This is a genomic window from Serratia fonticola (genome assembly GCF_001006005.1).
Taxonomy (GTDB): Bacteria; Pseudomonadota; Gammaproteobacteria; order Enterobacterales; family Enterobacteriaceae; genus Chania; species Chania fonticola.
The window spans coordinates 774101-800354 of record NZ_CP011254.1; the positions used below are offsets into that span (position 1 = coordinate 774101).

Sequence of the window (26254 nt, forward strand, 5' to 3'; positions counted from 1 at the left end):
GATATTTTTATCCTTTAGGATGTTTTTGTTGCAAAAATGAGGCATCACAATGATTCTGTTTGATGAGAACAACCTCTCGCCAGTAAGACGCAGAACGCTGGAACGCTTGACCAGTGCGGCACTCAAACTATATCAAGAGCAAAAATTCCCCTCTTCAGAAGAAATCACGCGAGAGGCCGAGTACGCCAAAGTCACGCTCAAAAGCTATTTCTCAACACACAGTGAGTTCGTCGAGTACGTGGTCAAGCAGGTGATCAACTCATTTGATAAACCCGCAATGGACAACACTGCTGAAGAAAATGTAGAAAAACTGCTCACTTGGGGATTCGGTGAACTGGATACGCATGAAGCGCTGATGCGTGATGCCATGCGCATTTCCCAGCAACGCTGGCAAGCCTCAATCTCAGACAACTCGGAAAGCGAAGAAATAGGATCTCTCAAAAAGAGTAACCGAAAGGCTGCCTTGTCTGAAGCCCTGTCGCCACTTGAGGGCCAGCTTCCAGAAGAAACGCGCCAAAAACTGGTGATGTTAATGTCGGTTCTCTACGGAACTGAAGCACTGACTGTGCTCAAGGACAGCTTTGGCTTAAACAAAGATGAGATCACCGATCTCACCGTCTGGGGGGCAAAATTAATGCTGCGCCAGGCTTTGGCTGAGAGTAACAACAGTTAGAAAAGAATGCTCCTGATGATGAAACGGAGAAACGGGGCTTGCCTATGGAACGCTTTGTTCCAGACGCAAGCCAACAGCTTCATTGAGCTGTATGAGTTTAAACTTGACCTAACACTGCTACGGCACAAAGCCAAACTCAATCTGACAGGCTGCTTTGTGCCTGAAGCGGGCGTTGCCTACAATCATAGTATTTAGCCTGTGTGGAGCACGTCATTGCCCCACGGGTTCTAATTGACATAAAATACTTGATTAATATGTAGATGATATCAATTTCTGATAGTTGACTAATGAAAATTAGTGGGGAATTGGATAATCACTTTTAGCGATTAAAACAGTTTCCCACAGAAAAAAGTAACACAAATAAGGAAATGTGCGATATCAGCTGGACGCCTGATCCCAGCTCGTAAGCACCGCATGATTGAAAGCGTTAACTCCGGTGTTGTCACTGTCTGTGATGGCATTTCAGGCACGACTCTACCGGACCATCAGGTACAGAGCTAGATGATTGTTGCAGTTGCATTCAAAGCGCCCCATAAAGCGGGCTGGCGTGGCGGGGAAAGCATTGCGTGCATAACCAAAAATACTTATGATATAAAACATCTACCACGTCACATATTTTTAGGTGAAAAATGGATTTCGACAAGGACAAAGACCTCATCCCTGAGTTTCTTAAAAATTCAATCAATGAAAAAAAACTTGTTATCTTTGTTGGTGCAGGGCTTTCCCGATCAGCAGGTTTACCTGATTGGAAAAAAATAACAATGGAGATACTTGCTGAAAACATAAAAACAATATCAAAAGCAACCGGGTTTTATTCTGCATTAGAAAACGACGTAATGACCCCGCTAGAGGTTCTTGACAAAATACAGAATGATAAAAAAATAATTCTAGAAGGTTTTGAACGAAAATTAAAAATAAAGGACAATGAAAGCAAAATACACCGAACCCTAAGTGAAATTAGTCGAAAAATAATAACCACAAATTTCGACAAACTCATCGAGAGTAACAGTTCAATTGAAAACATCATTACTCATGACAGTCAATATAATTTATCCAAAATAGATGATCATGACGAATTTATACTAAAAATACATGGAGATATCAACCAAGCCGATAAATGCATAATTTTCACCAACCAGTTTGATGAACTTTATAAAAATGAATCACTCGGGGTATTTCAACTTCAAAAATTACTTTCAGAAAATACATGCTTATTTGTAGGTTTTTCGTTTCAAGATCCCTATGTCAAAGAACTATTTGACTACATTCAAAAAAAATATAATGGATTTGGTAAAAACAACTTTATCATTTCCACTAATGAAATACAAATACCCGGCATTAGAACCATCAAACTATCCAATTACGATGAACTACCCGCTTATTTTAACAAGCTAGCGACTCTCTCCCCATATTCATTAGAAAAAACAAAAGAAGTTACAGAAAAAAGCGCACCGTTTTTCACTAATATATTATCTTCCGCAGAGATGGATGGAAGTGATATTCCTCCACTAGTATCGTCTTGGGTTGGAAGAGAAAGAGAGTTGCAAGCAATTCAAAGACAATATTACAAAGTGATTTTTATCACCGGATTCGGCGGTGAAGGTAAATCAGCTCTAGCTTCTCAAGCTTTTTCAATGCTGCAAACTTCAGGTGATTATTCGATTTATGACTGGAGAGATTTTAAGGAAGAAGAACACAACTTCCATTATAAAATACTATCCATGATCCGTCTTGTCTCTTCTGACTTTAATTTGAATAGCCTAAGTGGTTTGGATGATGAAGCCCTCATTCAGATATTCTTCAATAACCTGTCAAATAAAAAAGGCCTTTTTATATTAGATAATGTTGACCGCTATATTGATATGGAAACTTTAGAGCCGATTAATGAGATCGGTAAGTTTTTCAAAGCAGCAATGAAGTTCGATCATCGATCTATCTTTATATTTACTTGTCGTCCATTTATTCAATATGCAACGGTTGATTTCATTCAGCTGTCTTTAAAAGGATTAACGGAAGCTAACACAATAGAGCTATTTAACAAACCTGAAATACCTTTAAGTAAGGAAAAACGATTGCATTATGCGAAAGTCGCGCATAATTTAACTAAAGGCCATGCTCTTTGGTTAAATCTAATCATGGCTCAGGCTTTGCGTGGAGAAGGCAGCTTGCAGCAATTTTTAAGCAATATTGGTTCGTCTATCTCTAGCGACTCCACAGATTCAGCATTACTAGCAGAAACTATTCTTAACAAAGTTTGGAGTATATTAAATGAACGAGATCAAAAGCTATTAAAAACACTTGCAGAAGCTGTCCGCTCGGAAACTGCGGAGGATTATGCAGAAATACTTCGTGATGAATTGAATTACAATAAGTTCAGTAAGTCATTAAAAACATTATCTAACTTGAACTTAATCATAAAGAAAATAAACAGTGATTATATTGAGCTACATCCATTAGTAAAAGAATTTGTCCGAAAAAATCATTATGTTGGTGAACGCAGTAAGTATATCTATTTACTTATAAAATATTATGACAAATTCCTAATTATATTAAAGGAGAAGTTGAGCCATAAACTTAACTTCAAGGAATTATCTGGCTTCACAAACAAGGCAGAACTTGCTATAAACGCAGCTGATTATCAAGAAGCTATTAACTCCTTAAAGGAGGTTTACTCAGCAATTAATGCTGCTGGTTATACTGAAGAATATCTCCGCGTATGTAAAATATTTCTGAATTCATTTTCATGGTCGAAAAATAGCATATCAAAAATTGCGAATTTAGATGTGTTCCTTAATGATGCATCATCTATGGCTGCCGAATATGGAGATATAGCCACCTGCAATCTTTGCATCGAAAAATTCGAAAGCGTAGTGGAAGGGAAAGACGAAAAATATATACAACTATGTAAAATGAAAGCATTTTCATCATGGGCTGAAAAAAAATACGATACTGCAATTAATATATGCGAAGAGGCTCTTTACTTGTTGGAAAGAACCAACCAGCCAGATAAATATCATATAGAAAATACATACGCACTTAGCCTAAGAGATAGTGGTGAACCTAAAAACATTTCAAAAGCGCTAAAACTGTTCACCAAAAATATTTCTCTTGAAACACTACTCGATCAAAGCGAGAAGATAACTGATAAGTTTAGTGCATCAACTTATGGCAACATAGGAAAATGCTTGGCATTGAATAACAATCATGCCGATGCATTGACTTGTTACTACAAATCATTTTATTGCGTGATGCAAGAAAATGATGCAAATCGCCTGATAAATTTCGGACATGTTTCAAAATGGATATTTGAAAGTTTACATGCAATGGGTGAAAATCTCGCAAGCTATTATTTTTTAAAATTCGCCCTTGATTCTTGGGAGTCGACATCACCATATTATTATGGACAAACAGCAGCTTGTGAGCCGTATAAAAAAGCAATTGGTGCGTTCGTAGAAAATGGTATTAAGGAAATGGATAAATGGAGGATTGAAAAATACTGCATTGATTGGGTTAATTCTAATTCCCCTTATACCATATAATATTATTGGGCTGAGAAATAAATAGAACTCTCAGCCCCACCCCTTATATTGAAGAGCCGTTAGACTTAATAATACCGTCCCTAATCCGTTCATTAATTTCTTCACAACGTGCCTGCCATGGTGTTAATTCGCTACGAAAAAGACCTCAGCAGTTTTTGTAAGCACCCCGTAAAAACAGAACATTCAATTTTATATGCCTCCCAATATCTCTCTACACAGAGGCAAAATCTGCTCCTCGCTCAAAGCCGACTGTCGGATAAGGTTGTACACAGGGCGTTAAGATTTTACCACCATAGACGGATTATCCTCAGGGATGTGATGATTTTCATAAAGCTTCTTGGCGACGATAAGATAGCCTGTCATTTTCTGAAATTTTCCCTCCCTAGCCTTGTCTTGATATACATGACAGGTATACATCACGCCTTTATCCTGTCGATGTCTGCCTAATCGTTCAAACGCGCTTTGTAATTTGGTTTTATCTGCGGAAGATTGGTGATTTTCTGCTAAAAACTGATGAAAGATGTTTGGCGAACGGATAAAGACATAACCTGCGATGATATGTATTCGAGAGTTGGCCGTATTAATTGAAAATTTTCCTGAGCAACACCCTTCTTTGAGCCATTGCCAAAACCCCTCACCAATTCCATCAGTCTCTGGAGAGGGAATATTTTCCGATTCCGTTATTGCCAGCGCTTCTGTTGACTGGACCGGCTGAGCCGATACCGCCCCCTCGTCCAATACCAAATCACTCGGCTTAGAAAACTCCATAACATTCAATAAATCTCCAGCCACATCCTCCTCAAGCAAAGCAGGCGCTATATCCTTTTCATCAACTACGGCACTATCAAGAGCGAAAACGGATGATTCGGGCAAAGCACCCTCAACGAGTTGGGAGGCAAAATGCAGTGGCTTGGAAGATACAGAATCGAGTGAAACAGGTTGTACTGGTGCCAAAGCCATATTGGCAATGTCAGGTCCCGGTTTTCCTACCGATTTGCTGATAGCATCCAAGACTATGGCATTGACTATTCCTGACTCATTGCGAAATCCCGTCAAATATAACGATAGCGTGTTGAGCAACTCCGGCCAGGCCCCCAACCAGAGCAATACCTCATCAGGAATGACTCTCCAGGCCAGCATCGCACTCAAACTTCGCGCCTGCGCCGAATCAGTAACCGGCTTGAAACGAAAACGATAGGGTTCGTCCGGCATAGCCTTGAGTGGCACCCAACGCTGCCCACTCTCCAACTCAACCTCAATTTGGCATAACCTGTCTAGCGATTGCAGCATTGCTGAATAGACAATCACCGCATTCCAAGCGGTACTCTGTGAGGCCTGTTCTTCCGGTGGGGCCCCGACCGGTAGCAGATAATTTTTGGATAGCCGAGCGGCATAAGCCACTGTTTCAAGCAGGTGATCCACCATGCCCCCCAGATACGCATGGTGATCGTTCTCCGTTGCAGGGAACTGCTGCATTAAAGCAACGCAATGCTCCAACGGCTGCAGATAATACTGCTGGTATAGGTCTTTTGGCAGTGATGAATAATCCCATAACATTTGCAGCCACTGCCCTCGCCGGAGTGGAGCCAACAACTCACAGGCCGACACAGGAGCATGATAACCGTCTGGCACATGGAGTGACAATGACTGCGCCGCGGCAGCTTTTTCGTCGTTAACTGTCTTGACTGATGGAACGGGCAGATACTTCAGGAGAGACTTCAACATAAGTCATCCTCTATGCCCTTTTTCCAAGGTTTTTCTACCCAATATTGATGTATCGCAGCTTCATTCTCCCCCATCATCCAGTACAAAGCATCGCCCACAATCATCTCCAAAGGCAACTGCAATAAGGCTGCGATCCGCTGCTGCTCTTGCATCTCCAAGGCCTCTTGTTCGGCGAGATCGGTCTGAAAAATCTGCGGGTTGAGTTCGAAAGGAAGTCGCATAACGTAGTCCTGTTTTCCTAAGAAATAGGAGCCTCACTCTATAAAGATAGAGTGCTACAGCAACAAACAACTCTAATATGAAAATTTAAAATTAAACTCCAAGAAAAACGCCCCAATGTTGCCGGGGCGCTGAAATCAGTATTATGCCACTGATTTTCTGTTACTTTCTAAACGTACTAACCACCAATAAAGATAGTAATCTGGCGTTCGCAGAACCCGGTTATATTTCACCACCAGCGAGTTACTGGTGATGACTTCTGCCAGGTTCTACGACAAATATTACTACTGAAAACGATTACTGAGCCTTAGCCAGAACGGAGGAGCCCACCCACAATTTGCAACTTGCGGTTATTCCCGCAAAATGCCAAACACAACATTTACCGGAGGTAACCATCACAATGTGGGGTCAAGGGAACGCTCATGAGTCATCAGTTTATTGATTACCTATAAAGACTGATAAAACGATGCCTAGACTATAAAACCAAGTAGTATTTGCCGATAGATATAACAGGTACGCTTAGAAACGGGTATCGACAGCATCAGCTAACATGGCAAGCAAGTGCTCACTATCCTCCCAGTTGAGACAAGGGTCCGTGATCGATTGCCCATAGGTCAACGCTTGGCCCGAGGTTACTGGTTGTGTACCTTCGACAAGAAAACTTTCCGCCATTATACCAGCCACAGTAGCCGATCCTGTGCGAATTTGCTGGCAAACATCCTCGGCGACAACCAATTGATTACGGGCTATTTTCTGGCTGTTCCCATGACTAAAATCGACCACCAGATATTCAGGTAAACTGTATGCCCGCAGCTTGTCGTGCGCAGTTGCAATATCTGCCGCATGGTAGTTCGGAGTTTTACCACCACGCAAAATGAGATGCCCGTAAGCGTTGCCCCTGGTTAGATAAACCGCCATCTGTTCATGTTTATCCTGAGAGAAAAAGGTATGGCTGGCACGGGCTGCGCGAATTGCATCAATAGCAACGGCGACATTGCCATCGGTGCCATTTTTAAACCCTATTGGACAAGATAGTGCCGACGCCATTTCCCGATGTACCTGACTTTCAGTAGTGCGTGCACCAATAGCACCCCAGCTAATTAAATCAGCAATATACCTTCCCACAACCACATCTAAATACTCTGTAGCAGTTGGCAACCCGAGTTGGTTAATATCCAACAGCAGTTTACGAGCCATTTCAAGGCCGCGGTTGACCTGACAACTTCCATCTAACGCAGGGTCGGAGATAAACCCTTTCCAGCCAACAACAGTACGTGGCTTTTCGAAATAGGTACGCATGACGATTTCCAACCTATCCTGATAGAGCTCCCGCTGCGCAGCCAGCAGCCTGGCATAATCCAGCGTAGCCCCCCGATCATGAATCGAACATGGGCCAATGACGACCAGTAAACGTTTATCTTCCCCGTAAAGAATGCGCTCGATCCGTTTACGTGCTGTAATGACATTATCAATTACCTCTACAGGGGCTGGTAATCTAGCTGCTAGATTACTTGGTGTCTCTAAACTATCAATACAGAACTCATCTATTTTGTACATAACGTTCCTTAATGCAAACACTGGTGTACATGTTTATACGATAAAATCCTTAATAAACTTGTAAGAAAGGCTTTTATGAAGAGAGAATTTTTTGGCTATGATAAATAATAGGCTAGCCAGCATATCTTTCACTCCCTCTCCGCGTGTTTTAACGCCCATAATATCTTTAGTCACTTTGAATTGAATATACGCCAACAGGTCATGCTTATAAGGGTAATAAGCACCTAACCGGTCGGCGATTACCATTCCAGAAACTACTGCCCCTTCATGCCCGCCCAAACTGGTATCTACGCCGCAAAACCACATGTTGTTGCCGCCTTGTATTTCTCCTAAACGGGCCTTATGCAAGAAATCGTCGGGTTGCTGCTTAGACACACGCCAACGGCAGGTTCTTACCAGCTTTAGCGGATCGACGGGCACTTTGGGATCGAGAGTTACCAGCAGCGGTTCGATAATATTCCTGTACGGCGACAGCGCGTTAATCACCCGTGTGACGCTTCCGGCTGGCGTTCTCGGCTGGATGTCAGTAAATTGCCGGAAATTGAAATAGTGTGGTACCACGTTCTCACCCAAGTAGCGAGTGTCATGGTGGGCAATGCTTTCTATATCGTGGTAGGCGAAATGAGAAAGAATTTCCTTTTGCTTTGTCGTTGCTTCATCCAATAGGGATAAGGTGACCTCTGCCGAAGTAGCGAAAATAACTGCATCGAATACTTCTTCTTTTCCTTTATAGTATACCGCAACACGTTTGCCATAGGGTTTCACTCGCTGCACAGGTGTGTTCAGCTTTAAGCTCTCCCCTAACATGTCTGCCAGAGTTTGTAGATAGCGGCTCATACCGCCTTCCACTTTGCGCCAATAACCGGGCGAAAAAAACGAAACCAAATTTGCATTGAACGAAATTGCAAAAAACATCAGCGGATAGCTGCACAGGTCGACATTACAACCAGTCGAAATACTGATCATCGGGTAGAGTGCTTGGTAGATAAACCTTGACGAATAACTGTTCTCATCAAGATAATCCGAAATCGACATTGTTTTATAACGTTCTTCGCCGGAACTAATAACCTCCGACATTCCCAGTTGAAAGCGACTAAACTCATCCTGCATGGCTTGGCGTAAAGGGCCATCCAAATGAACATTGCTCCAGTATTGCGCCTCCCCAGGAAAGCGAGCATGGAATGATGAAGGTGCCACGTAGTTTTCAATGCCTAAATACTTCAGCAAATTAAATACGTTTGGTGAAATCCGCTCGTTAAAATATTCCACCCCCATATCTACGGGGATACGGCCGTGTTCATTAGTATCAATATGGCAAGTATAAACATGTCCGCCGATATAATCGTTTACCTCAAATAACGTTATATTATGTTTATCACGCAATAACCAAGCTGCTACAGTCCCTGCTGCGCCGCCGCCGATAATGGCGATATTCTTTTTTTTCATTGAGAGAGCACCTCAAGTTTCTGTGTACATACCCAATGCAGGCACCGCTTCACGCCCATACGCCTTTGTGTCAGCTTTACTTCTCTCAATTGCAGCCTCCATATTTTAAAAGCCATAACTCGACTAATTGGATAACGCTCATAATAGAAGCTCCGTGCCTGTTCTTCATGTTCATCGGACAAAGGCGTAATGTGGGCTTGATATTGCACTCCCTTCATAGACATCATAGAACTCGCTGATGAAATAATAGTTCCAGAAACCATCGGTGCCTTCAGCATTAACTGGGAGTGGCGTGAATTGATATCACTCATCAGATATAACGCCATCTGGTCTTTCTGAAATTGATAAAAACAGCTTGCTGACCAGACTACACCTTCAGCAGCGACACTTAACGTTAACACTCGTTCCTGATTAATGAAATGACATATTTCACGCAACTGCTTTTCAATGTTCATTACCCCTCCTTAGCATAATCTTTGGATAGTGTTCTGGATGTATTGATATTAAATTTCCGCCATTAGGTATGTTGCAATATTTGCTTAGCAATCGCATTGGGGTTTTCGCCACTTACGATCAACGATACCGGGATCTTTTTGTTCAACTTAGCACTGATAATGCCTGAAGAAATTAAGGCTAGTGCCGAGTTGCCGCCACGATCAAAAAAGCTCGATGCCTCATCAAACTCTTTGCAGCCTAACGCGGTGGCGAACACCTGGCAAATCGTCGCGGCAATAGCTTGAAGCTGGGCATTACCCTGAGCGGATGTAGCGCTATCAGTATGATGGTGCAACGTGTTATTCCAACTCGGGTCTGGCAAGGATTTTTTGTCAAACTTACCGTTTGGTTGTAGAGGAAATTCAGGTAACACGACAAACAGATCCGGCACCATATAATCTGGCAACCTTTCACCCAACATATTTTCCAACGACGCTTTAGTCAACGGAGCCTGGCTAACGACGTATGCGGTAAGCATATCGTCCCCACGCCCTTCAAACCGTCTAGCCAGCACCACCGCCCCAGCGATACCTGGGATATTTTCCAACTCCGTTTCTATTTCGCTCACGCCAATACGATTGCCACGGATTTTAATCTCTCCGTTCCCGCGTCCTAGCCATTCAATTCTTCCCTGTTCGCGCAAGCGGACGCGATCGCCTGAGCGATAAAGCTTCATGCCAGTTTTCGGATGAGTGATGAATACTTGTTCCGTTCCTTCGCGGTTGCCGTGATAACCTTGCGCCAAACCATAACCAGAAATGTAGAGTTCGCCATGCTCGCAAGGCTCAAGCACCTCATTAAGCACATGCAATTGAGTATTCGCCAAAGGCTCGCCAATAGAAATGTAATCCGCATCCCGCTCAACACATTCGCACGAAGTCCATATCGTCGCCTCGGTCGGACCATACAGATTCCATAACCGGCCACATGTCTGATTCAATTTTTTCGCCAGCCCTATCGGTAGCTCCTCTCCACCGGATAACAGCGTCACTGACGAATCAGGCCTCCAGTCTGTCGCCCACAAAATTTTCCATAAGCTGGGAGTAGCTTGAACAAAATGGCTTTTCTCGATCAGCGGAAGAATGCCTTCAATGGTGCTCACGTCGTCGTTACTCGCCAGCAAAACAGTCCCTCCAACGCTAAGCGGCAACAGCAACTCAAGAATGGAGATATCAAAAGCCACAGTCGTATGTGCCAGAAATACATGTGACGACTGAACCTCCAGCCGATCTGCAATAGCGATTAAGAAATTGTGCAATGCTCGATGGCTAATACTGACGCCCTTGGGTTGCCCAGTCGAACCGCTGGTAAACAGAATATAAGCAACTTCATCACACTGTCTTGCAACACAAACCATCTTCCCTGTCGTGGTAAGCGAGGGATAAATGACGTTATTATTCAATTTTTCCGCCAGAACACTCTCTTCAGGATGAGCGAGCAGCATTTTCGGTTTAGCTACATCAACGTAGCGCTCCAATCTGGACAGCGGATAAGCGGGATCCAGAGGGACAAACGTCGCCCCAAGAGCCAAGGTAGCGATCATTGCCGGAATCAGCCACTGATCGCGATGCAATAGTAGGCCAACGACATCATTACGCTCCACACCAGCTCGCGTTAGCTGTTGTTGTACGGCGACAACATGTCGTTCGAACTCTGCATAATCCATACGGATTTCGCCGTTGATTTGTGCTGTTCTCTCTGGATACTGAATAATTGATTGAAGAATCAACTCAGCCACATTGCCGGTTTCGGTGAAAGTTACTCGGTTGTTTCCTGTCATCGTGTGTGACATGTGTGCTCCTATTGGCAACTCATTGAATAAACCCGTTTACGTCGTTATGAGATTGTCGAGGGCGACAGAGATATATCGTCGACCCACTGTTCATCGCGAAATGAAGCCGGTATACCACCAAAATCCATATTGAGACTGCGTAAAAACGGTCCGATGCAGATGACTTCTGCTACATCAAAGTGTTGCATCTGCTGAATCATCATCGGAACAGACAAGGTTTCTGTTTCACCACGCAAGCACATCTCTTTTATTCCCTGCGAATCGTTAACTACCCCCAATCCCGACAGACAGGTCATTACTGGGTAAACAGGAGCAGGCAACGTGCATCCATGCAGATATTCCTCAATCTGCCCAGCAATCCGCCGACGATAAGGGGTGTGGTATGCTGAGTTACACAACTCTGGCGGTAATACTTCCAGCACGCCGGAACCTTCCTGTCCTCGCCCCTCCAACATCCGACGCAAACCGGCAACCATCAACAGAGAGCCGATGCCTTGGTGAATCAGACCGTAATCGACCGCGATGCGCATCGCTGGCGGCTGGTGATAAAAAGCACGATCGCTCTCTTCCATCAGCATGACAAACCCTACCGTTTCTTCCTCAGACTCGGGTATATCGACTCTCAGGCGGATCAGTTCCGTCGCATCGTCCAGTGTTAATGAGCCAGCTACGCAGAGCGCGACCACTTCTCCCAAACTGATGCCACCGACGCAGCTAGGCGTCCCACGTTGTTCAATAATGCCATCGGCGATGCCCAGCATGCCGGCAAGCAGCCCTAGCGAAACCACTTGCATGCATGAAACGCCATCAAGCAACGGCGTCTTGCGTAAAATCACATCGACATCTATGCCAGCGGAACTCGCGACCTGCCCGAATCGAGTACGAACCTGTGGGTGAATATCATAAAGACGCTGCATGTCCTTCATCATGTGGGAAACATCCGCAGGTCCAAAAATCATCGCATAAGGCATATTCACAGTTTCTCTCCTTTACTTTCAGCCTCAATCCAGGATGCAGCTATGCGGAATCCCCGATTGCACATTAGGAAATCGCTCAGGTAAGCGTCGTGGGGAACCAAAGGGGACATCCAAGTTGTGGGAATATCACCGACATAGACATTGCTGATGCTAGCATCGGCTATAATCGACTTCAGCAGTTGGGGTTGACGTGAAAATACCGTCACGACTAGCGAACCAGACAGTATCTGAGCGCTGCGCGTTGGATGGTAAGGCGCAACTGTAACGCAAGGGAAAGGCAATTCGCGGTGAATCCGAGGATCGTCAGGTTCAGCGACTTCGGTAACTACAGGACGGAGCAAATAGCCTTCAGACATCAAGCTAGCTTCAATAGGCGTATCAATTACGCTGTTCAACCAGTCTACCGTTTGTTGTGAAGCTCGCGGCAGCACCTTCTCCGGCAGTTGTTGCAACGTCTGCCTTAAACGCCGACAAAAATCGCTCACATCCCCCTCTACCATAACCGCGCTGGCCGACACACAAGCGGCACCGCCAAGATCAGTCATTGATGTTGCCACCAGTGATACAGCTTCTTCCATGCAAACGTCAGCGCCAATTAAAATCTTGGCACGTCCGGGTCCCTGCACACGCACTTGAGGATGGTGGCGATATTTATCCACAATGTCTTGCCCGCCATATGCCAATGCCAGATCGGCAGAAGCGACTAACTCATCCGCCCCACGATAATCCGTGGGGATCAAAGCAACATAATGCTCTAGACCTGCTTGTACCATCGCGCATATCACGCGTTGCGCCGTGAACGGCTCGCGGGTCGAGGGCCTGACCAGAGTGCGGTAGCCTAATGCTACTGCTTGTGGCCATAACGCATGGATGCCTGGTCCATTGCCTGCGGCCAGTACTGCAAAAACATCACCTTTACGGCTGAATAAGCTGTAGCCAGCCAACGCGTCCGCATCATCCCATGACCATCTAGCACCTTGTGGTCTACCAGCGTTGATAATATCCGGCATATTTCGCAAAGCATCCGCGACCGTGGCCAAAGCATTTTGCGTCACCGTCTCAGGCAAACCGGTCGTGCGCTGCAACAACCTAGAGTATTCATCGGGCGATAATCCCGCGATCGTGTCATATTGGTAGCTATCCGCTGCACGTGCCATCGCGGCATGAATCTCAGCCAAAGAGAGCGAGGGTGCTTCTCTCATCGAGCTGATCGCCTTATGGATATAAATAGGTGGAGCGACAGTCATCTCCGCAACCGGGATACTGAGCAGATCGTGGACTATGGCACGTCGTTGTGTGGTATACGTACGTCCCAATGCTATGGCCTCAATCCGCCGATCTGTGGTAGCCGCTAACGGCTCAAGAGGAATATTCATGTTTAATAGACCCCCTCGATCACCGCCCGCCCGTCAATAGTCGGCAACGGGCCGACGTCGCTGACCGATGAACCGGGGAAATCATCGTTTCGCGGCAGACGAATTGCGGTATCCCGCTCCAGAGTATTGGGGAAGAAGGCATAACGACTTAGATGATGCATAACCACCCGCCCACGTTCGCCAAAATTCACGGGGTTCAACGTTTGCGGATCGACCACCTCCAGTATGATATAGGGCGCAAAACTGTCGAAAATAACCGGGCTGGCGGCATCCACTGAACAACGCGCTTTAGCTTCACCCAGGATCATCGTGCTACCGTAGCTGGCAGTGATCGGCACTGTCGGAAACACTTCTGTTTGCAGGAATGTAAGGGTGTCGGGATCCATTTGGGTTCCCCCCCAAGTTATCTCCTTCAGCGTTCTGTTTAAATGAGCAACCAGCGCGGGGCGCTGCGCCATTCGTTCCAGAATCGGCGGTGTGGCGATAAGGTACTGGATAGATTGCGTGTAAAGGATATCCTCGGCCTGCTCGACGATATGTGCAGCATAGGCTTGCATCCCTGCCATATTGTTTTGTTGGATGCATTTTTTAACCCAGCGCGGATCCAGATCGATGGTAAAACACAGTCCACCTTTCGCCTTCGCGCGGCGGGAGTTGATTGCGCCGACGATATGTGGCCCCGTAGGAATCAGCGCCAACGTATTGCCGGATGTGTTATCACCACCAAACTGTCGATCGCACAGCCGCCAGTCCACCAGCTCATCTAGCCATTGTTGGAACACCACGATGCGTTTGGGTTTTCCGGTAGTGCCACCGCTTTCAAAAACACCCGCAATGGTTGCGTCATGCAGCCCACGCGGAATCAGAGCTTCGACGGGAACGTCGCGCAAACTGTCGGCAACATCGGGAAAATGCGCTAAATCTTCGAAAGTATTAATGTCATGCAGCGGATCAAAATCGAACCTCTGACGCATATCTAGCCAGAACGGCGCACCGGTTTGTGGTGAAAAATGCCATTTCATCATTCCCGTCAAGTGGGAGGTAAAGTCAGGTAAATTCATCATCTTTTCCCATTGTTACGGTTGTAGCCAAGCGCTGCGCCATTCGTTCCGGTGATATTCGGCTCGCAAACGCCGGTGTAGGCGATCCGAACTGGCGGCCCAAAACTCCAGCGCCTGCGGAACCAACTGGTAGACGGAGAAACGTTCAGGGCAGGGCAATGCGCCAGCCTCTTCAAGGGCTTCTGCCGATCTACGCAACTCATCGCTATCCAGCAACGGTTCGCTTTGGTGAGAAACAGTCGACATCGCGTGCAACGGAATCGGCCGTTTTTCCCACACAGTTCTGGCGGTAGCGTGCGGTAACTTGATCACTTTGCCGCTGACCGATAATTGCCGCCCCAGTTCTTTCCAGTAGAAATGGGCACATGCGTGGGAATTACTATTGATATCCTGAATCTTGCGGCTACAACTGTGGGTGGCAAATAGAATGCCGCTCCCTGAAAAATCGAGAATCGCCATAACGCGCGAACTCATTTCTCCTTGGGCATTAGCAGTAGTTAGTACAATCGCTCGAGGTTCTCTGACCTTTTCACGTATCGCTTCCTGTACCCAAGCACAGGCAAGTTCAATTGGCTGGTTTACTTGTGAATGGAAGGGTGGAAATTCCGTATCTACTTTGCCGCTAACACTTTCGAATGCACTGCTCCCCATATTCTCTTCCCCTTCAAATCGCGTAAGTTCCCTGTGCAACCTGGATAGCGTGGCCACCAGCATGCAGTCGGTAGTTCGCACCATTTATTTGCGCCATACCGTACATTTTTGACGGATGCCCTATCTCAATCCCCTGCCAAATCTCCAACGACCGACCATAGTCGCTCCAACCATGCCGGGCTAGGTGAAGCGCTAGAGGCCCGGCGGCAGAGCCGGTCGCAGCATCTTCAACTACACCATATGCAGGTGAAAACATTCGCAAGCGCCAGGTATCCCTGTCGCGACAGAAACAGAGAGCAGCCATATTTTCATGTTCCGCTAATGCGCGCTGATCGGGGTTGAGTGCCGTCAGCGTCGCCATATCAGCTGCACCAACAAAGACATGGCGCGGTCCGACATCGTACTGTTCAACTGGCAACGTGCTATGTGACAAACCAAGCGCATTAAGAAGCGCCTCAACTTGTGTATAGGGTTGGATTACGGGGGATGGTTGGCGCATATCGACATGTGCAACTGGGAGATCACCGCCTAATTTGGTGTATTCCAACGCAAAGGGGAAAACGCCTTTCGCAGTTTCGATATTCAGTGTCGTTTTCTGCAGTCTAAGGGACAGCGCCAGCGCCGTACCCAACAACGGGTGACCGGCAAAACCCAGTTCATTCACTGGGGTAAAAATACGAACGTGTACATCACCACCGCTGCGGGGACGTGACACGAAAGTAGATTCCGATAACCGCATTTCAGCGGCTATGCGTTGCATGGTTTCCGGCTCTAGATCGTCACAATCAAAAAATACAGCGACTGGATTCCCCGCCAACACACGATCGCTGAACGCATTTACGATGACATAATGGTGCATGTTCCCTCCCTACTTATCAGAGACGCCCATGGCGTGATAATCGATTCATTTAGACAAGATGCCGTCACACTAAACTGCATTCGTACATCCGGCGGTCGCCCGATAGCCTCGGCAGCCACATTTAACGGCAATAAAGAAAGATCTGGTTTATCTCCACGCCACACCATCACCGCCCCCCAACGTGGCGGAGTCTCATTCATAATCCAGTATTTGCTATGTAACGTTTCGATCCGCTGCCAAACGGCGAGATCTATTTGCTCTAGTTGCGTTTGTAGTTGCTCAATGCCCAGCTCTCCCGGCGCTAATTCCCACCATACGCATTCCATTATCATGACATCACCACCTGCTTGATCGATTCATAGAGGATCCGTGGTCCATCAATTGTCAGTACAGATTCGGGATGAAATTGCATGGATGAAAAATGTGGTCCGCGAAGACCATAAATTTGGCCAGTAGCTTCATCTCGTGCGACGCGGATCTCGCCATACTCACAGGCCATCGCATTACTGGCAGCCAGCCCTGTGAACGTGTTGTAAAAACCGACTCTTTCAACTTTGTCAAAGAAGGTGATTTCTTTTTGTATCCCTTGATTGGGCGAATCTAGCGCGACGATCGGATATCCCAGTGCTGCACATAGGATCTGATGACCAAAACATATCGCTATAAAGGGTTGCTCCCTCTGTATGGCATCCAGAATTAGCTTGCGGCTACGAGCTACCCGTTCATCACCTAGATCGCGCGGATCTCCTGGCCCGGGACCGATAACCAACAGCTCATGTGAGTTGAGTTGGAGGGGGGAAGTGTAATGTGCAAGACGGACATTGAATCCCATCGAACGCAGCTGATACTCCATCATGGAGGTGAAAGCGTCTTCATTATCAACTAGGAGTACCCTCCCCTGGCAGCGTATTGGCCTCACACTGGCAACATCATCACACCAGAATGCAGCTAGGCGATGATTGTGTTTTTGCAGCGCGACAGCGACTTCCTCGTCTTGGAAAATAGAGGGGGAACTACCTTTCAGCCCCATAGCACACTGCAGCGCAGCGGCTTTAGCCCGAGTTTCAGCCGCTTCGGAGGCGGGATTTGAAGTACGCACCAACGTTGCCCCCAACCCCATGGTCAATTTACCTGTCGATTCAATTTCACTCGTCCTGATCAAGATCGCCGAATCGATCGTCGGCTCACCACCATCAGAACCCAGCAATGCGGCAAAACCGCTATAGTAGCCTCGCCCAGATGTCTCATATTTAGCGATGACTCGAGTCGCGTTCTCCAATGGGCTGCCAGTAACCGTCGGAGCGAACATTGAGTGCTGCAAAATCGCAGGTACTGGCAGCGATGAGTGCCCCTCAAGCCGATATCCGGTATGTACCAAATGCGACATGGGTGTTAAGAATGGGCCAAAAGTTTTGACATCGGCGTCGCAGATGCGGGTCATCATCTTCAACTCTTCATCTAGCACCATCGATAACTCGTCCTTCTCTTTCTCATTAGATAAGAAGTCAATGAGCCCCTCACGGGTTGGCCCGGTCGGAGGATATCGATATGTGCCGCTGATCGGCGTCATAGAGACACGCTGCTGCTGCAAAGTGATATGGCGTTCCGGAGATGCACCGATAAGCGTCACGTCCTGACATTTAATGAAGAAGGTCCAGTAAGCGCCGCTTTCTTGCAGGAGCAGATTTTTAAAGACAGTTAACCCTGTTTCACAAGCATAATCAGTGAAAGCAGCGGTAAAGGAGCGGCGGATAACAAAATTGGCTCCTTGTCCGGAACCGATCTCCTGCTGAATGACTCGAGCTACTATTCGAGCATATTCTTCGTCGCAAGGTTCAAAAGCAGTATTGCTGACCTTCAATGAACTATCAGGCAGCAGAGCCAATGCTTCATGGAGTGGTACTTTGCTATAGCGCGTATTGACGAGAGCGATGAGCGGTTTAGCGTCGTCATTAACAGCATAGCCTCGCTCTACAATCTGTCGATAAGGTGCGACTAGCAACATTTGTTGATCATCGCTGTCATGATAACTTGTCTGTAATTCAGATAAATCTTGAAGACTGTTCAGATGCCGCTCATCTCCCACAATCACTTCTATTTCAGGAGCAGCGCCGCGCCCGCATCTGAATAACAGAGCAAACGACTCATTTTTGCTGCCATGCTGGAGTAAGGAGGTAATCGCCATATCTGTACTCATGCTAATACCTCTCCCACCGATAATATCGATGCACAGCACGACGCGGCATAAGCCAACATACGTTGATGTGCATCCTGTGAAAAATCAGCTATCGCGTCCTGCACTAAAAAAACTTCGATATCTCTGGAATAGGCATCCAGAGCAGTAGTTAGAATACCGATTTGCGCATAAACACCACATATAATGATTTGATCACGTTTCTGGGCAGCGAATATATCGGCGAGTTCGGAAGAGAAGAAAGCACTATATCGCCATTTCTTTAGCACAGGCTCTCCCAGTTGAGGTAACAATGATGGCGTTATTGCCGTGTGTATCGGATCAGCTTGCATGCCAGCGCCCCAGAAATCATAAAGCAAGCCACGCTCTTCAGCGCTCATACTACCTTTCTGGCCGGTATAGACCACGGGAATTGAGTTTTCCCTGGCCCAGTTAATTAGCCGTTTACAATTTTCCAATAAGGTATTACGTAATAATTCAGGTAGGGGGTTAAGGAAAAAATTTTGCATATCATGGACCAAAAGAATCCCCCTCGAAGGAGAGATTAACCAGTCCACCTTATTGGGTTCCGTTAACACCAGAGAAGCAAGATCATAGTTTTCAATTTCAGGTATAGCCATATCCGTCATTCCTCAAGTCTTATAATAACGCAAAAATTAATCACATAAATAAGCGATAAAGATTGAGTGACCTTAATTTAAAAAAATATTAAGTTGGGATGCCTTCCCTTACTATTTTTGGAACATCAATTCCAAGAGCACGGAATTGCTGACAAGGATTCATAAACTCACGTTGAAGAATTATTTTACCATTTTTAAATTGGAAGTAATGAATAAAATGATTTTGATAAAAACCTTTCTGATAACCTTTGAAATTAATCTCACCTTTCCCGTCACATTCAACCCAAAAAATATCCGGATCCTGCGTATCAAATATCTGTACATTGTACCATCGCCAGTCTGGAAAACAGTCCAGCGACCAGAGTGCATGTTTAGCCAGTTGCTTTTTACTCTTGATAACAACTGGCTCTCCTGTATCCGTAGTCCAAAGTCCTCCGCATCCCTCCTCATCAAATAGCTCATGTCTGGATAAACGCGCCTGACCATAAGTATTCATATATTGCTCAACAATGTTACGATTGTTCTTACGCATATTATTTTCCATCATTACAGCTCCTGTAAGACAGTATGAGATATACCGGTATTCTTTTATGAATATTCGATTTCAGCTAGGCGTCGTTGTCCCTCTTGGATAATCATGTCATTCAATGACTCACCTAATAACATCCGTAACGGCGGTGTATTCGTATCCACCAAATTAAGCATTGGCTCTACTGCATGGCTAGGATCAGCCGGTACCATGTGTGGCCAACTCTGTTGCATCATCTGCTCATGTGTAGGGTAAGCTTCTCCACGTTCCGGACGTACAGCCGAGCTGCCGATCCAATCGGTAAGGTGGGGACCAGGTTCAACCAATGTGACATTGATACCAAATTCTTTCACCTCGTTCGCAAGCGTTTCAACCATTCCTTCTAGCGCCCACTTAGTTGCGTTGTACATGGCCATACCAGGTAGTGCCATTAAACCGGCTATACTCGAAATCTGAATAACATGCCCATGCCTCTGTTGCCTCATATACGGTAGTATCGACTGAATAACCCAGAGCGAACCCAGTATATTAGTTTCAGTAATCTGCCTTGCATCATTTTCTGGCACGTTTTCCAGAGGGCAAAACAGGCCGTACCCAGCATTATTTACCACTACGTCAATGCGTCCGAAGGTGCGAAAGCCAGTATCTACCGCTGCAGAAACGGCGGCACGATCGCGCACATCCAACATCACCGGCAAGAGATTATCGCCAAACTGAGTAACAAGATCGGTTAATTTTTCCGGCTCACGCGCCGTTGCGATTACACTATCCCCACGCTTTAGGGCGGCCTCAGTCCAGACGCGGCCAAAGCCACGACCCGCACCAGTGATAAACCATACTTTATTCACATATGTTTCCTTGATTATAATCATGATGTTATGGACCGATATTCATCCCAATTCAGGAATAATAATCATTATAAAAACAGATACTATTCACAACACTTGTATATGAAAATCGGTCCTGCTACTTACAATTTCTCAATCCCACTAGTATCTGTCGCACACAGACGGATTCGATGTCCGTCAGGATCTAACGCAACAAAAGTATATCCAAACTCAAGTCTTGTTGGCGGTAGCGCCATCGGAACATTACGTGCTTTAAAGTCATTGAAAATGGCATCGACCTCTTCGATCGAAATGTCGCTCAAACACAACTCAAACCCGCCGAATGCTGGCTGGGGTTTTGGTTCAATATCGTGCTTGGTTTGCAACCCCAAAATAAAGCCATCTTTTAGCGAAAACACTGAAAACCCAGGAAAAGCTTCGATTGGATCTTCGCCAAAGATAGCTTTATAAAATGCAGTACTGGCATCTACGTCGTCAACATATAAAATAACACTGTTAGGTTTGAACATACTATTTCTCCTATGAAACCTTGTCCTAAGTAAGTAAATCACCATTATATTATGAAAGAATATGCTTTGTTTTTTACAATAAGCATAGTCACAAATGCTGCGCTTACCTCATACAGGTAACCAATTCTCCACCCTCAAAACCATTCACAATACTTATGCATTAGAAAGAAATCATTAGTAATTAATGCCAATCACACTAATGCCAGATAGTGAAACCAATTATTTATTACAAAATAAAATTGCCTCAAAAACCTTATAGTGTCTATAAAACATGCGCATATATCACAATTTATTGATCCAGGTCAAAAAAACAGATTCATAGCATATTTTTTGATTGAAATACTTTGCTTAAGTTATTACATGAGATATGTTTAACATGAAAAATGATGAATGGAGTGCTACGCCATGAATGATGCTAATTCCCCATGCAACATGTTCAGCAGTCAAAGCATAGCTTTCTTAACCGAGGTCAAATCTCAGAATAACAAGGAATGGTATGAAAATAACAAAACGGCATATGAAAAATATTTACTAGAACCTTTCCAACATCTTGTTAAGTCACTAACACCCATTGTACAAGAAATAGACAAAAATATTGAGGTGAGTCCAAAAATAGGAAAGACCATTTCTCGTATTTATCGTGACACTCGATTTTCAAAAGACAAATCGCGTTTCCGGGATAGAATGTGGTTAACATTTAAGCGTGATAAAAAAAATTGGATTGATTCACCGGTTTTTTTCTTCGAAATTAGACCCCATGCTTTTTATTATGGATTAGGCTATTATGCTGCAACACGTGAAACTATGGATCGCGTAAGGGAAAGCATTTCCTGTCGAGAAAAAGACTTTTTGAATGCCACTTCACATCTTTTACAAAACTTTACGCTAACTGGTGACTCTTACAAACGTCCACTAAAACCAAACCAGCCCGAAAGAATTGCCATTTGGTATAACAAAAAATCCTTTTCTGTAATGAAAGAAAATAATGACATCGCTGAAATATTTGATCATACCTTGGTCAACACACTAGCTGAGGCCTTCACTCAGTTGGCACCTCTTTATAATTTCCTTATTCGTATTGAAGAAGAAAAGAATCGCGACTTAGAAATAAGACGTTCAATAACGAACACCTGAATTATATCCAGAATAGCATTTCAAAAAAAATGCCTACTATCTTTCTAAACAAGTGAGATAGTTAAGGAAAGCTCTAATTAGCAATTTCTAATAAAAACGCCCCTATGTTGCTGGGGCGCCGAACCAAGTATTATCCCACTGATTTTTCTTTACTTTCTAAACGTACTGACCAACCATTCAGATAGTAAGTTGGCGTTCGTAGAACCCGATTATATTGCATCGTCAACGAGTTGCCGGTGATGATTTCTGCCGGTACCCGCAACAACGCCAACTGCAAAAAACACATGGCTGCAGCTACAGGGTCAATATCAACGCAGGAAGCAAACATATGCTGGCAAGGGGGGTATCCCGCTAGGCTAAACTGTTCGGCCACTGCGATTACCATACCTCCGGCACCGCAAGCTGGTTCCCCCACGGTCAGGAACGTCGCTTGTTTCAGTTTGCTCTCCAGATCTTGAACTGACAGCGTTGCCATCATCCGCGAAATGTCAAACGGCGTGAAAAACTGCCCACGTCGTGCGTCACTCAGTTCGAGGTTCATGAATATCCTGCCAAGCATATCATCGTAAATCGGCTGCTGCTGGCCAAGGCCGTTGCAGAGAATGCCCAACAGTTTCCCCATACGATTGACGTCATCACGCTCATACCGTTTCACCAAGGTAAGGTACTCATCCTCAAGCAACTGCGAAAAAGCCACCTGATTATGGACTGCACACGCGGCCATCTGTACGAAATCCCGAAAGACCTCGTAACGATGATGATAGCGAGCAGTTTGGTTAAATAATGCAATAAACTCCGCAACATGCGGATTGTGGTTTGTCATAGAGATGTTTCCTGAAGAGAGGGAAACATCCCCCCAGGGAGATGTTTCCCCTGGGGAGTGGCAGGTTAACTTAGTAACCCTGTGTAAAATCAGTGCCGCGTAAGTTTGTCGCCTCTCTCATCGATACAGACGAGTTGGACTTTTTCTGGCACAATTTCCAATACGGCACCCAAGAAGTTGCTCGGGGTCAACAAGGGACTCCGGGGAGACCAGGTATTCAGGTCTATCCGATCCAGGTGATATTTATCCACCAGTTGGTTAATCGCTTCAAACACCGGTACGTTAAGCTCGACCAGCTCCTGCACAACGGCATCGTCATGCAGGTTGGTATCGTTCAGCGTCAGCCCGAAATGTTTTTCCAGCAAATAGGCCGCTATCGTCTGGTATTCACGAATTGCAGTGTCCATCGAGTCCTCCTCCAATAGCCGCTCAAGCGGCAGCCAGGGCCTGTTCACGTAAAATAAGGTACTCAAAGGCTTCACGGGCAAAACGGCTTGCCTGGAAGATAACCTTCTTGTCTTCCTTCAGTGCCTTCAGCCATGATGCGATATAACTCTCATGCTGAACGTCCCCCTGGATACCCACTTCAGCGCACAAAAATGCCGAACCGATTTCCGCCACAAGCTCTTCGAACGCATAAACCGGTTCCCCGAACCGGCGTGAAGAAGACGTGATACCTTCTCGCGCCAGTCGGGAAATATGTCCGGTGGAATGCACCAATTCATGCAGCAGCGTACTGTAGTAATCAGCAGGGGAGTTGAACTGCACCGCTTCTGGCACCGTGATACGGTCGGCTCTAGGGCTGTAGAACGCCTGATCCTGATGCCGGTGTACCACCGGTACGCCACTGCAGGCAACCACCTGTTCTGCCCGCTGGATACGCTCAATATCGTGTTGCTCGGGTGTTTCCTCAGTATCACCGGCCACACTCACCGGCGTCAGCAATTTCTCGGGTAAATTCTCACACTGCTCAACGTTGAACAGATGAAAACTGGTCATGAAATTCCGCTGGGAAACAACAGCGTTCCCCTGTTCATCAAACATCGGCCTGCCCTGCTCATCCGTCTCTTTCTTCTCAAACGGCTTGAACAAGGTTACCAGCGTCGATTTCTCGCCCTTGCGAACGTTACCACCAGCGTCCTGTGCCTGTTTGAACGTCAACCAACGGTGAGAGGTAAACCCCTTGTCCGCCGCATCGATCCACAGTAACAACACATTGATACCGCTGTAAGCCCGTCCAGTAATAGCGTTGGCCGGTAACCCGCTCATGCCACCGGCAACGGTTCGCCACGGTTTGCGCCAGGGAGATGTCCCCTTTTCCAGCACCGCGATGATTTTATCCGTCACCACCTGGAACAGATCCACCTTATCCTGGTGACGTGAACGTGAAGTTGCCTTTTGCCGGGGTTGTTTCGTTGTCATGGTCAGTCCTCGCCATAAAAAACGGGGACTTCCCCCTTTACGGGAGTAAATCCCCGTAAGGGTTGTTAGTGCTAAAGTCGCGTTAATCGATAACAGCGTCAGTGTGTTAAAGTCCTGGTGGTAACGTCACCGCCAAGTGAAGGTGGGTATCTAACCAATCAGAAACCTGTTGCCACTCGGCACGTCCGACCGTCGAATGAATGACGTAACATGTAGGGCAATAGTGATTAACCAGCAGCAACACCGCTATCACCAAAAAATCGTAAGGGTGATGACCGGTATCACACTGACTTTGCCGTCGTTCGGAGGATAACGACCGAAGCAGGCAAAAGGGGTCGCCTGACAGGCCTGCGGCATCATCACCATTAAAGGAGATAATGCCGACACCAATCAGACTGTCGTCATACCTCAGCGGTTTTGTGCCACTAAGGTCAAAGACAGTCAAAGGTTTACCCAGCCAGCGAAAACCCGCCTCGTTGCGTACCCCATGATGCACTCGAGTTACGGCACGGCACAGCTCGCGCCAAGCCTCATGGGGGATCGTTTTGATATGGGTGAAAAAGTAACACCGGCGCATTACCATCCCTCTAAAATCGCCCTTGCTTCCTCCTGACCCACATTAAAGAAGTGGTCCCAGGCTCCAGGGCAAACCGCTCTGCCTAAGGCAACAATGTCGTCGAACAAAACCTTGCATGAATTATGGGTATAGCGGTATGGCTCCAACCCACATTTTTTAGCAAGTTCTTGTGCTAGCCAGGCGACCGTCCAGATATTATCGGTAAAACCGTCTTCATCCGGCTGTTTGCCAATGCCTAATTTCTCGTATGCGGCAATCGCCCGTAATTCACCTTCAAGGTTTGCCAGTTCACATAGATCATCGAGAGAAAAAGTGCTGTTGGTCTGGTTTATCGTCATCATGGTAAGTCCTCTAGAATTAAAAAAGGGACTTACCCCCCGATAGGGAAGTCAGTCCCTATGGGGTGAGTAAAAGGCTTAGTAACCGTGGGGATCAGTCAATCGCGCCACCAATAGCGGCCCATTCAGGGTGTCGAACCGCAAAGCCACGCAGTCGATGGTAGCTCTCGATAAAAAATTCATGGCCCGACTCTGCCATAATGCACAGTACATACAGTGATACCGTTATTCCTAGTGCCTGGGTACTCATCTCACCACGGTAGTAGTCCGAATGAACCTCAATCCGGTAGATTTTCTCAGTCTGCGGACAGATGAAAAAACCCTCATCAGACTGCGTATACCAGCACCAAAAGTCACCCTGATAATCCTGGCTGAATTTCCGAGCATAGCCATAGCACAATCGAGTAAACGCGGCTGCTGCAATAAATGATTTATCTGGAGAAAAACCCTGTTGCATCATGAGTGAGACAAACCCGTTGTAGCCGTTGTCCCAATCAATGTTTTCCAAGGTAACGACAGGTGTTGCCGATCTTGTCTGTGTCATTCCAAGTCCTTGTTAAAAACGCAGGACCCGCCCTTTGAGGGGACACGCCCTGTAAAGATACAAATACTAGCCACCAGGGCAGTGCTGTCTTGTTATCGCAATGGTGGCCACAGCTAGGCCTGGCCCACCACACCTTTCGATGACAATATTTCACCTTGCTCACTGACCATCGGTATACGCTCCCGCAATAAACGGCTGGCATGGCTAAAACAACGCCGATCCCGTTCACTCGCTCGCTTACAACTTAGATTTTCCAGTTCAGCAAGATGACGTTGCGCACAACCACGCCATGACCGTCGTTCATCATTCCCGACACATGCGCAAAAGTGAGCATTAGCCAAGGTAA

24 protein-coding genes are annotated in these 26254 nt (G+C 46.1%); 3 read left to right on the top strand and 21 right to left on the bottom strand.

Going from position 1 to position 26254, the window contains the following annotated elements; translation table 11 throughout:
- Positions 1-49: 49 nt before the first annotated feature.
- Both WN53_RS03310 and WN53_RS03320 read left to right on the top strand, forming a co-directional pair.
- Positions 50-673, top strand: coding sequence for a hypothetical protein (locus WN53_RS03310; protein WP_024483789.1), 624 nt, complete (start codon positions 50-52; stop codon positions 671-673).
- A 629-nt stretch (positions 674-1302) separates the two neighbouring features.
- Positions 1303-4212: an SIR2 family protein gene (locus tag WN53_RS03320; RefSeq protein WP_046808007.1), complete on the top strand. Its 2910-nt coding sequence runs from the start codon at positions 1303-1305 to the stop codon at positions 4210-4212.
- A 276-nt stretch (positions 4213-4488) separates the two neighbouring features.
- On the opposite strand, the gene WN53_RS03325 is transcribed toward WN53_RS03320, so the two are convergent.
- The 16 genes from WN53_RS03325 to WN53_RS03405 all read right to left on the bottom strand — a co-directional run bounded on the left by WN53_RS03325 (position 4489) and on the right by WN53_RS03405 (position 21070).
- The gene (locus WN53_RS03325) at positions 4489-5937 is read right to left on the bottom strand and encodes a TraI domain-containing protein (RefSeq protein WP_024483792.1); all 1449 of its coding nucleotides are present in this window, start codon (positions 5935-5937) and stop codon (positions 4489-4491) included.
- Positions 5931-6158 (bottom strand): hypothetical protein, encoded by a 228-nt coding sequence (locus tag WN53_RS03330; RefSeq protein ID WP_024483793.1) that lies wholly within the window; start codon positions 6156-6158, stop codon positions 5931-5933. The genes WN53_RS03325 and WN53_RS03330 overlap by 7 nt, the downstream gene beginning before the upstream one ends.
- 517 nt (positions 6159-6675) lie before the next feature.
- Positions 6676-7713 carry a 3-deoxy-7-phosphoheptulonate synthase gene (locus tag WN53_RS03335; RefSeq protein WP_024483794.1) on the bottom strand — a complete coding sequence of 346 codons (1038 nt, stop codon included), beginning with the start codon at positions 7711-7713 and terminating at the stop codon, positions 6676-6678.
- A gap of 33 nt (positions 7714-7746) precedes the next feature.
- Complete coding sequence (locus tag WN53_RS03340; RefSeq protein ID WP_024483795.1) at positions 7747-9159, bottom strand: FAD-dependent oxidoreductase; 1413 nt, start codon at positions 9157-9159, stop codon at positions 7747-7749.
- The gene (locus tag WN53_RS03345) at positions 9156-9614 is read right to left on the bottom strand and encodes a PNPOx family protein (protein ID WP_024483796.1); all 459 of its coding nucleotides are present in this window, start codon (positions 9612-9614) and stop codon (positions 9156-9158) included. The genes WN53_RS03340 and WN53_RS03345 overlap by 4 nt, the downstream gene beginning before the upstream one ends.
- Before the next feature lie 62 nt (positions 9615-9676).
- Positions 9677-11446 (bottom strand): non-ribosomal peptide synthetase, encoded by a 1770-nt coding sequence (locus tag WN53_RS03350; RefSeq protein WP_024483797.1) that lies wholly within the window; start codon positions 11444-11446, stop codon positions 9677-9679.
- 44 nt (positions 11447-11490) lie between these two features.
- Complete coding sequence (locus WN53_RS03355; protein WP_024483798.1) at positions 11491-12423, bottom strand: hypothetical protein; 933 nt, start codon at positions 12421-12423, stop codon at positions 11491-11493.
- A complete protein-coding gene (locus tag WN53_RS03360; RefSeq protein WP_024483799.1) occupies positions 12420-13799 on the bottom strand; it encodes an aldehyde dehydrogenase family protein in 1380 nt (459 codons plus the stop codon). The genes WN53_RS03355 and WN53_RS03360 overlap by 4 nt, the downstream gene beginning before the upstream one ends.
- A gap of 2 nt (positions 13800-13801) precedes the next feature.
- Positions 13802-14863 carry an AMP-binding protein gene (locus tag WN53_RS03365; protein WP_021179638.1) on the bottom strand — a complete coding sequence of 354 codons (1062 nt, stop codon included), beginning with the start codon at positions 14861-14863 and terminating at the stop codon, positions 13802-13804.
- 12 nt (positions 14864-14875) lie between these two features.
- The gene (locus tag WN53_RS03370) at positions 14876-15595 is read right to left on the bottom strand and encodes a pyridoxal 5'-phosphate synthase (protein WP_315902239.1); all 720 of its coding nucleotides are present in this window, start codon (positions 15593-15595) and stop codon (positions 14876-14878) included.
- Positions 15525-16370 (bottom strand): PhzF family phenazine biosynthesis protein, encoded by an 846-nt coding sequence (locus WN53_RS03375; protein WP_024483802.1) that lies wholly within the window; start codon positions 16368-16370, stop codon positions 15525-15527. The genes WN53_RS03370 and WN53_RS03375 overlap by 71 nt, the downstream gene beginning before the upstream one ends.
- Before the next feature lie 328 nt (positions 16371-16698).
- Positions 16699-18567 (bottom strand): anthranilate synthase family protein, encoded by a 1869-nt coding sequence (locus WN53_RS03385; RefSeq protein ID WP_046808008.1) that lies wholly within the window; start codon positions 18565-18567, stop codon positions 16699-16701.
- A complete protein-coding gene (locus WN53_RS03390) occupies positions 18564-19184 on the bottom strand; it encodes an isochorismatase family protein (RefSeq protein ID WP_099049897.1) in 621 nt (206 codons plus the stop codon). Before WN53_RS03390 ends, WN53_RS03385 begins: the two co-directional genes overlap by 4 nt.
- Before the next feature lie 88 nt (positions 19185-19272).
- Positions 19273-19731, bottom strand: coding sequence for a PhzA/PhzB family protein (locus WN53_RS03395; protein WP_174469073.1), 459 nt, complete (start codon positions 19729-19731; stop codon positions 19273-19275).
- A 41-nt stretch (positions 19732-19772) separates the two neighbouring features.
- Complete coding sequence (locus WN53_RS03400; protein WP_099049898.1) at positions 19773-20561, bottom strand: SDR family NAD(P)-dependent oxidoreductase; 789 nt, start codon at positions 20559-20561, stop codon at positions 19773-19775.
- A gap of 122 nt (positions 20562-20683) precedes the next feature.
- Entirely contained in the window at positions 20684-21070 is a 387-nt protein-coding gene (locus WN53_RS03405; protein WP_021179632.1) for a VOC family protein, read from the bottom strand.
- A 405-nt stretch (positions 21071-21475) separates the two neighbouring features.
- Between WN53_RS03405 and WN53_RS03410 the strand changes: the two genes are divergently transcribed.
- Complete coding sequence (locus WN53_RS03410; protein ID WP_024483805.1) at positions 21476-22204, top strand: DUF2461 domain-containing protein; 729 nt, start codon at positions 21476-21478, stop codon at positions 22202-22204.
- A gap of 130 nt (positions 22205-22334) precedes the next feature.
- On the opposite strand, the gene WN53_RS03415 is transcribed toward WN53_RS03410, so the two are convergent.
- The 5 genes from WN53_RS03415 to WN53_RS03435 all read right to left on the bottom strand — a co-directional run bounded on the left by WN53_RS03415 (position 22335) and on the right by WN53_RS03435 (position 25908).
- Positions 22335-23027, bottom strand: coding sequence for an N-6 DNA methylase (locus tag WN53_RS03415; RefSeq protein ID WP_024483806.1), 693 nt, complete (start codon positions 23025-23027; stop codon positions 22335-22337).
- A gap of 89 nt (positions 23028-23116) precedes the next feature.
- Positions 23117-23434 (bottom strand): TA system toxin CbtA family protein, encoded by a 318-nt coding sequence (locus tag WN53_RS03420; RefSeq protein WP_024483807.1) that lies wholly within the window; start codon positions 23432-23434, stop codon positions 23117-23119.
- 22 nt (positions 23435-23456) lie between these two features.
- Positions 23457-24449, bottom strand: a complete 993-nt coding sequence (locus tag WN53_RS03425; RefSeq protein ID WP_024483808.1) for an ArdC family protein — start codon at positions 24447-24449, stop codon at positions 23457-23459.
- Positions 24450-25025: 576 nt separating this feature from the next.
- Positions 25026-25367 (bottom strand): hypothetical protein, encoded by a 342-nt coding sequence (locus WN53_RS03430; RefSeq protein WP_024483809.1) that lies wholly within the window; start codon positions 25365-25367, stop codon positions 25026-25028.
- A gap of 91 nt (positions 25368-25458) precedes the next feature.
- Entirely contained in the window at positions 25459-25908 is a 450-nt protein-coding gene (locus WN53_RS03435; RefSeq protein WP_052754305.1) for an antirestriction protein, read from the bottom strand.
- Positions 25909-26254 lie beyond the last annotated feature (346 nt).

What these genes read in the sequence shown, in the direction of transcription:
- WN53_RS03310 (WP_024483789.1), top strand. Translation starts at nt 50, where the DNA reads ATGATTCTGTTTGATGAGAACAACCTCTCGCCAGTAAGACGCAGAACG.
- WN53_RS03430 (WP_024483809.1), bottom strand. Translation starts at nt 25,367, where the DNA reads ATGATGACGATAAACCAGACCAACAGCACTTTTTCTCTCGATGATCTA.
- WN53_RS03340 (WP_024483795.1), bottom strand. Translation starts at nt 9,159, where the DNA reads ATGAAAAAAAAGAATATCGCCATTATCGGCGGCGGCGCAGCAGGGACT.
- WN53_RS03415 (WP_024483806.1), bottom strand. Translation starts at nt 23,027, where the DNA reads ATGACAAACCACAATCCGCATGTTGCGGAGTTTATTGCATTATTTAAC.
- WN53_RS03370 (WP_315902239.1), bottom strand. Translation starts at nt 15,595, where the DNA reads ATGGTGCGAACTACCGACTGCATGCTGGTGGCCACGCTATCCAGGTTG.
- WN53_RS03325 (WP_024483792.1), bottom strand. Translation starts at nt 5,937, where the DNA reads ATGTTGAAGTCTCTCCTGAAGTATCTGCCCGTTCCATCAGTCAAGACA.
- WN53_RS03420 (WP_024483807.1), bottom strand. Translation starts at nt 23,434, where the DNA reads ATGGACACTGCAATTCGTGAATACCAGACGATAGCGGCCTATTTGCTG.
- WN53_RS03375 (WP_024483802.1), bottom strand. Translation starts at nt 16,370, where the DNA reads ATGCACCATTATGTCATCGTAAATGCGTTCAGCGATCGTGTGTTGGCG.
- WN53_RS03350 (WP_024483797.1), bottom strand. Translation starts at nt 11,446, where the DNA reads ATGTCACACACGATGACAGGAAACAACCGAGTAACTTTCACCGAAACC.
- WN53_RS03320 (WP_046808007.1), top strand. Translation starts at nt 1,303, where the DNA reads ATGGATTTCGACAAGGACAAAGACCTCATCCCTGAGTTTCTTAAAAAT.
- WN53_RS03345 (WP_024483796.1), bottom strand. Translation starts at nt 9,614, where the DNA reads ATGAACATTGAAAAGCAGTTGCGTGAAATATGTCATTTCATTAATCAG.
- WN53_RS03395 (WP_174469073.1), bottom strand. Translation starts at nt 19,731, where the DNA reads ATGATGGAAAATAATATGCGTAAGAACAATCGTAACATTGTTGAGCAA.
- WN53_RS03335 (WP_024483794.1), bottom strand. Translation starts at nt 7,713, where the DNA reads ATGTACAAAATAGATGAGTTCTGTATTGATAGTTTAGAGACACCAAGT.
- WN53_RS03385 (WP_046808008.1), bottom strand. Translation starts at nt 18,567, where the DNA reads ATGAGTACAGATATGGCGATTACCTCCTTACTCCAGCATGGCAGCAAA.
- WN53_RS03405 (WP_021179632.1), bottom strand. Translation starts at nt 21,070, where the DNA reads ATGTTCAAACCTAACAGTGTTATTTTATATGTTGACGACGTAGATGCC.
- WN53_RS03365 (WP_021179638.1), bottom strand. Translation starts at nt 14,863, where the DNA reads ATGATGAATTTACCTGACTTTACCTCCCACTTGACGGGAATGATGAAA.
- WN53_RS03390 (WP_099049897.1), bottom strand. Translation starts at nt 19,184, where the DNA reads ATGGCTATACCTGAAATTGAAAACTATGATCTTGCTTCTCTGGTGTTA.
- WN53_RS03330 (WP_024483793.1), bottom strand. Translation starts at nt 6,158, where the DNA reads ATGCGACTTCCTTTCGAACTCAACCCGCAGATTTTTCAGACCGATCTC.
- WN53_RS03360 (WP_024483799.1), bottom strand. Translation starts at nt 13,799, where the DNA reads ATGAATATTCCTCTTGAGCCGTTAGCGGCTACCACAGATCGGCGGATT.
- WN53_RS03435 (WP_052754305.1), bottom strand. Translation starts at nt 25,908, where the DNA reads ATGACACAGACAAGATCGGCAACACCTGTCGTTACCTTGGAAAACATT.
- WN53_RS03410 (WP_024483805.1), top strand. Translation starts at nt 21,476, where the DNA reads ATGAATGATGCTAATTCCCCATGCAACATGTTCAGCAGTCAAAGCATA.
- WN53_RS03425 (WP_024483808.1), bottom strand. Translation starts at nt 24,449, where the DNA reads ATGACAACGAAACAACCCCGGCAAAAGGCAACTTCACGTTCACGTCAC.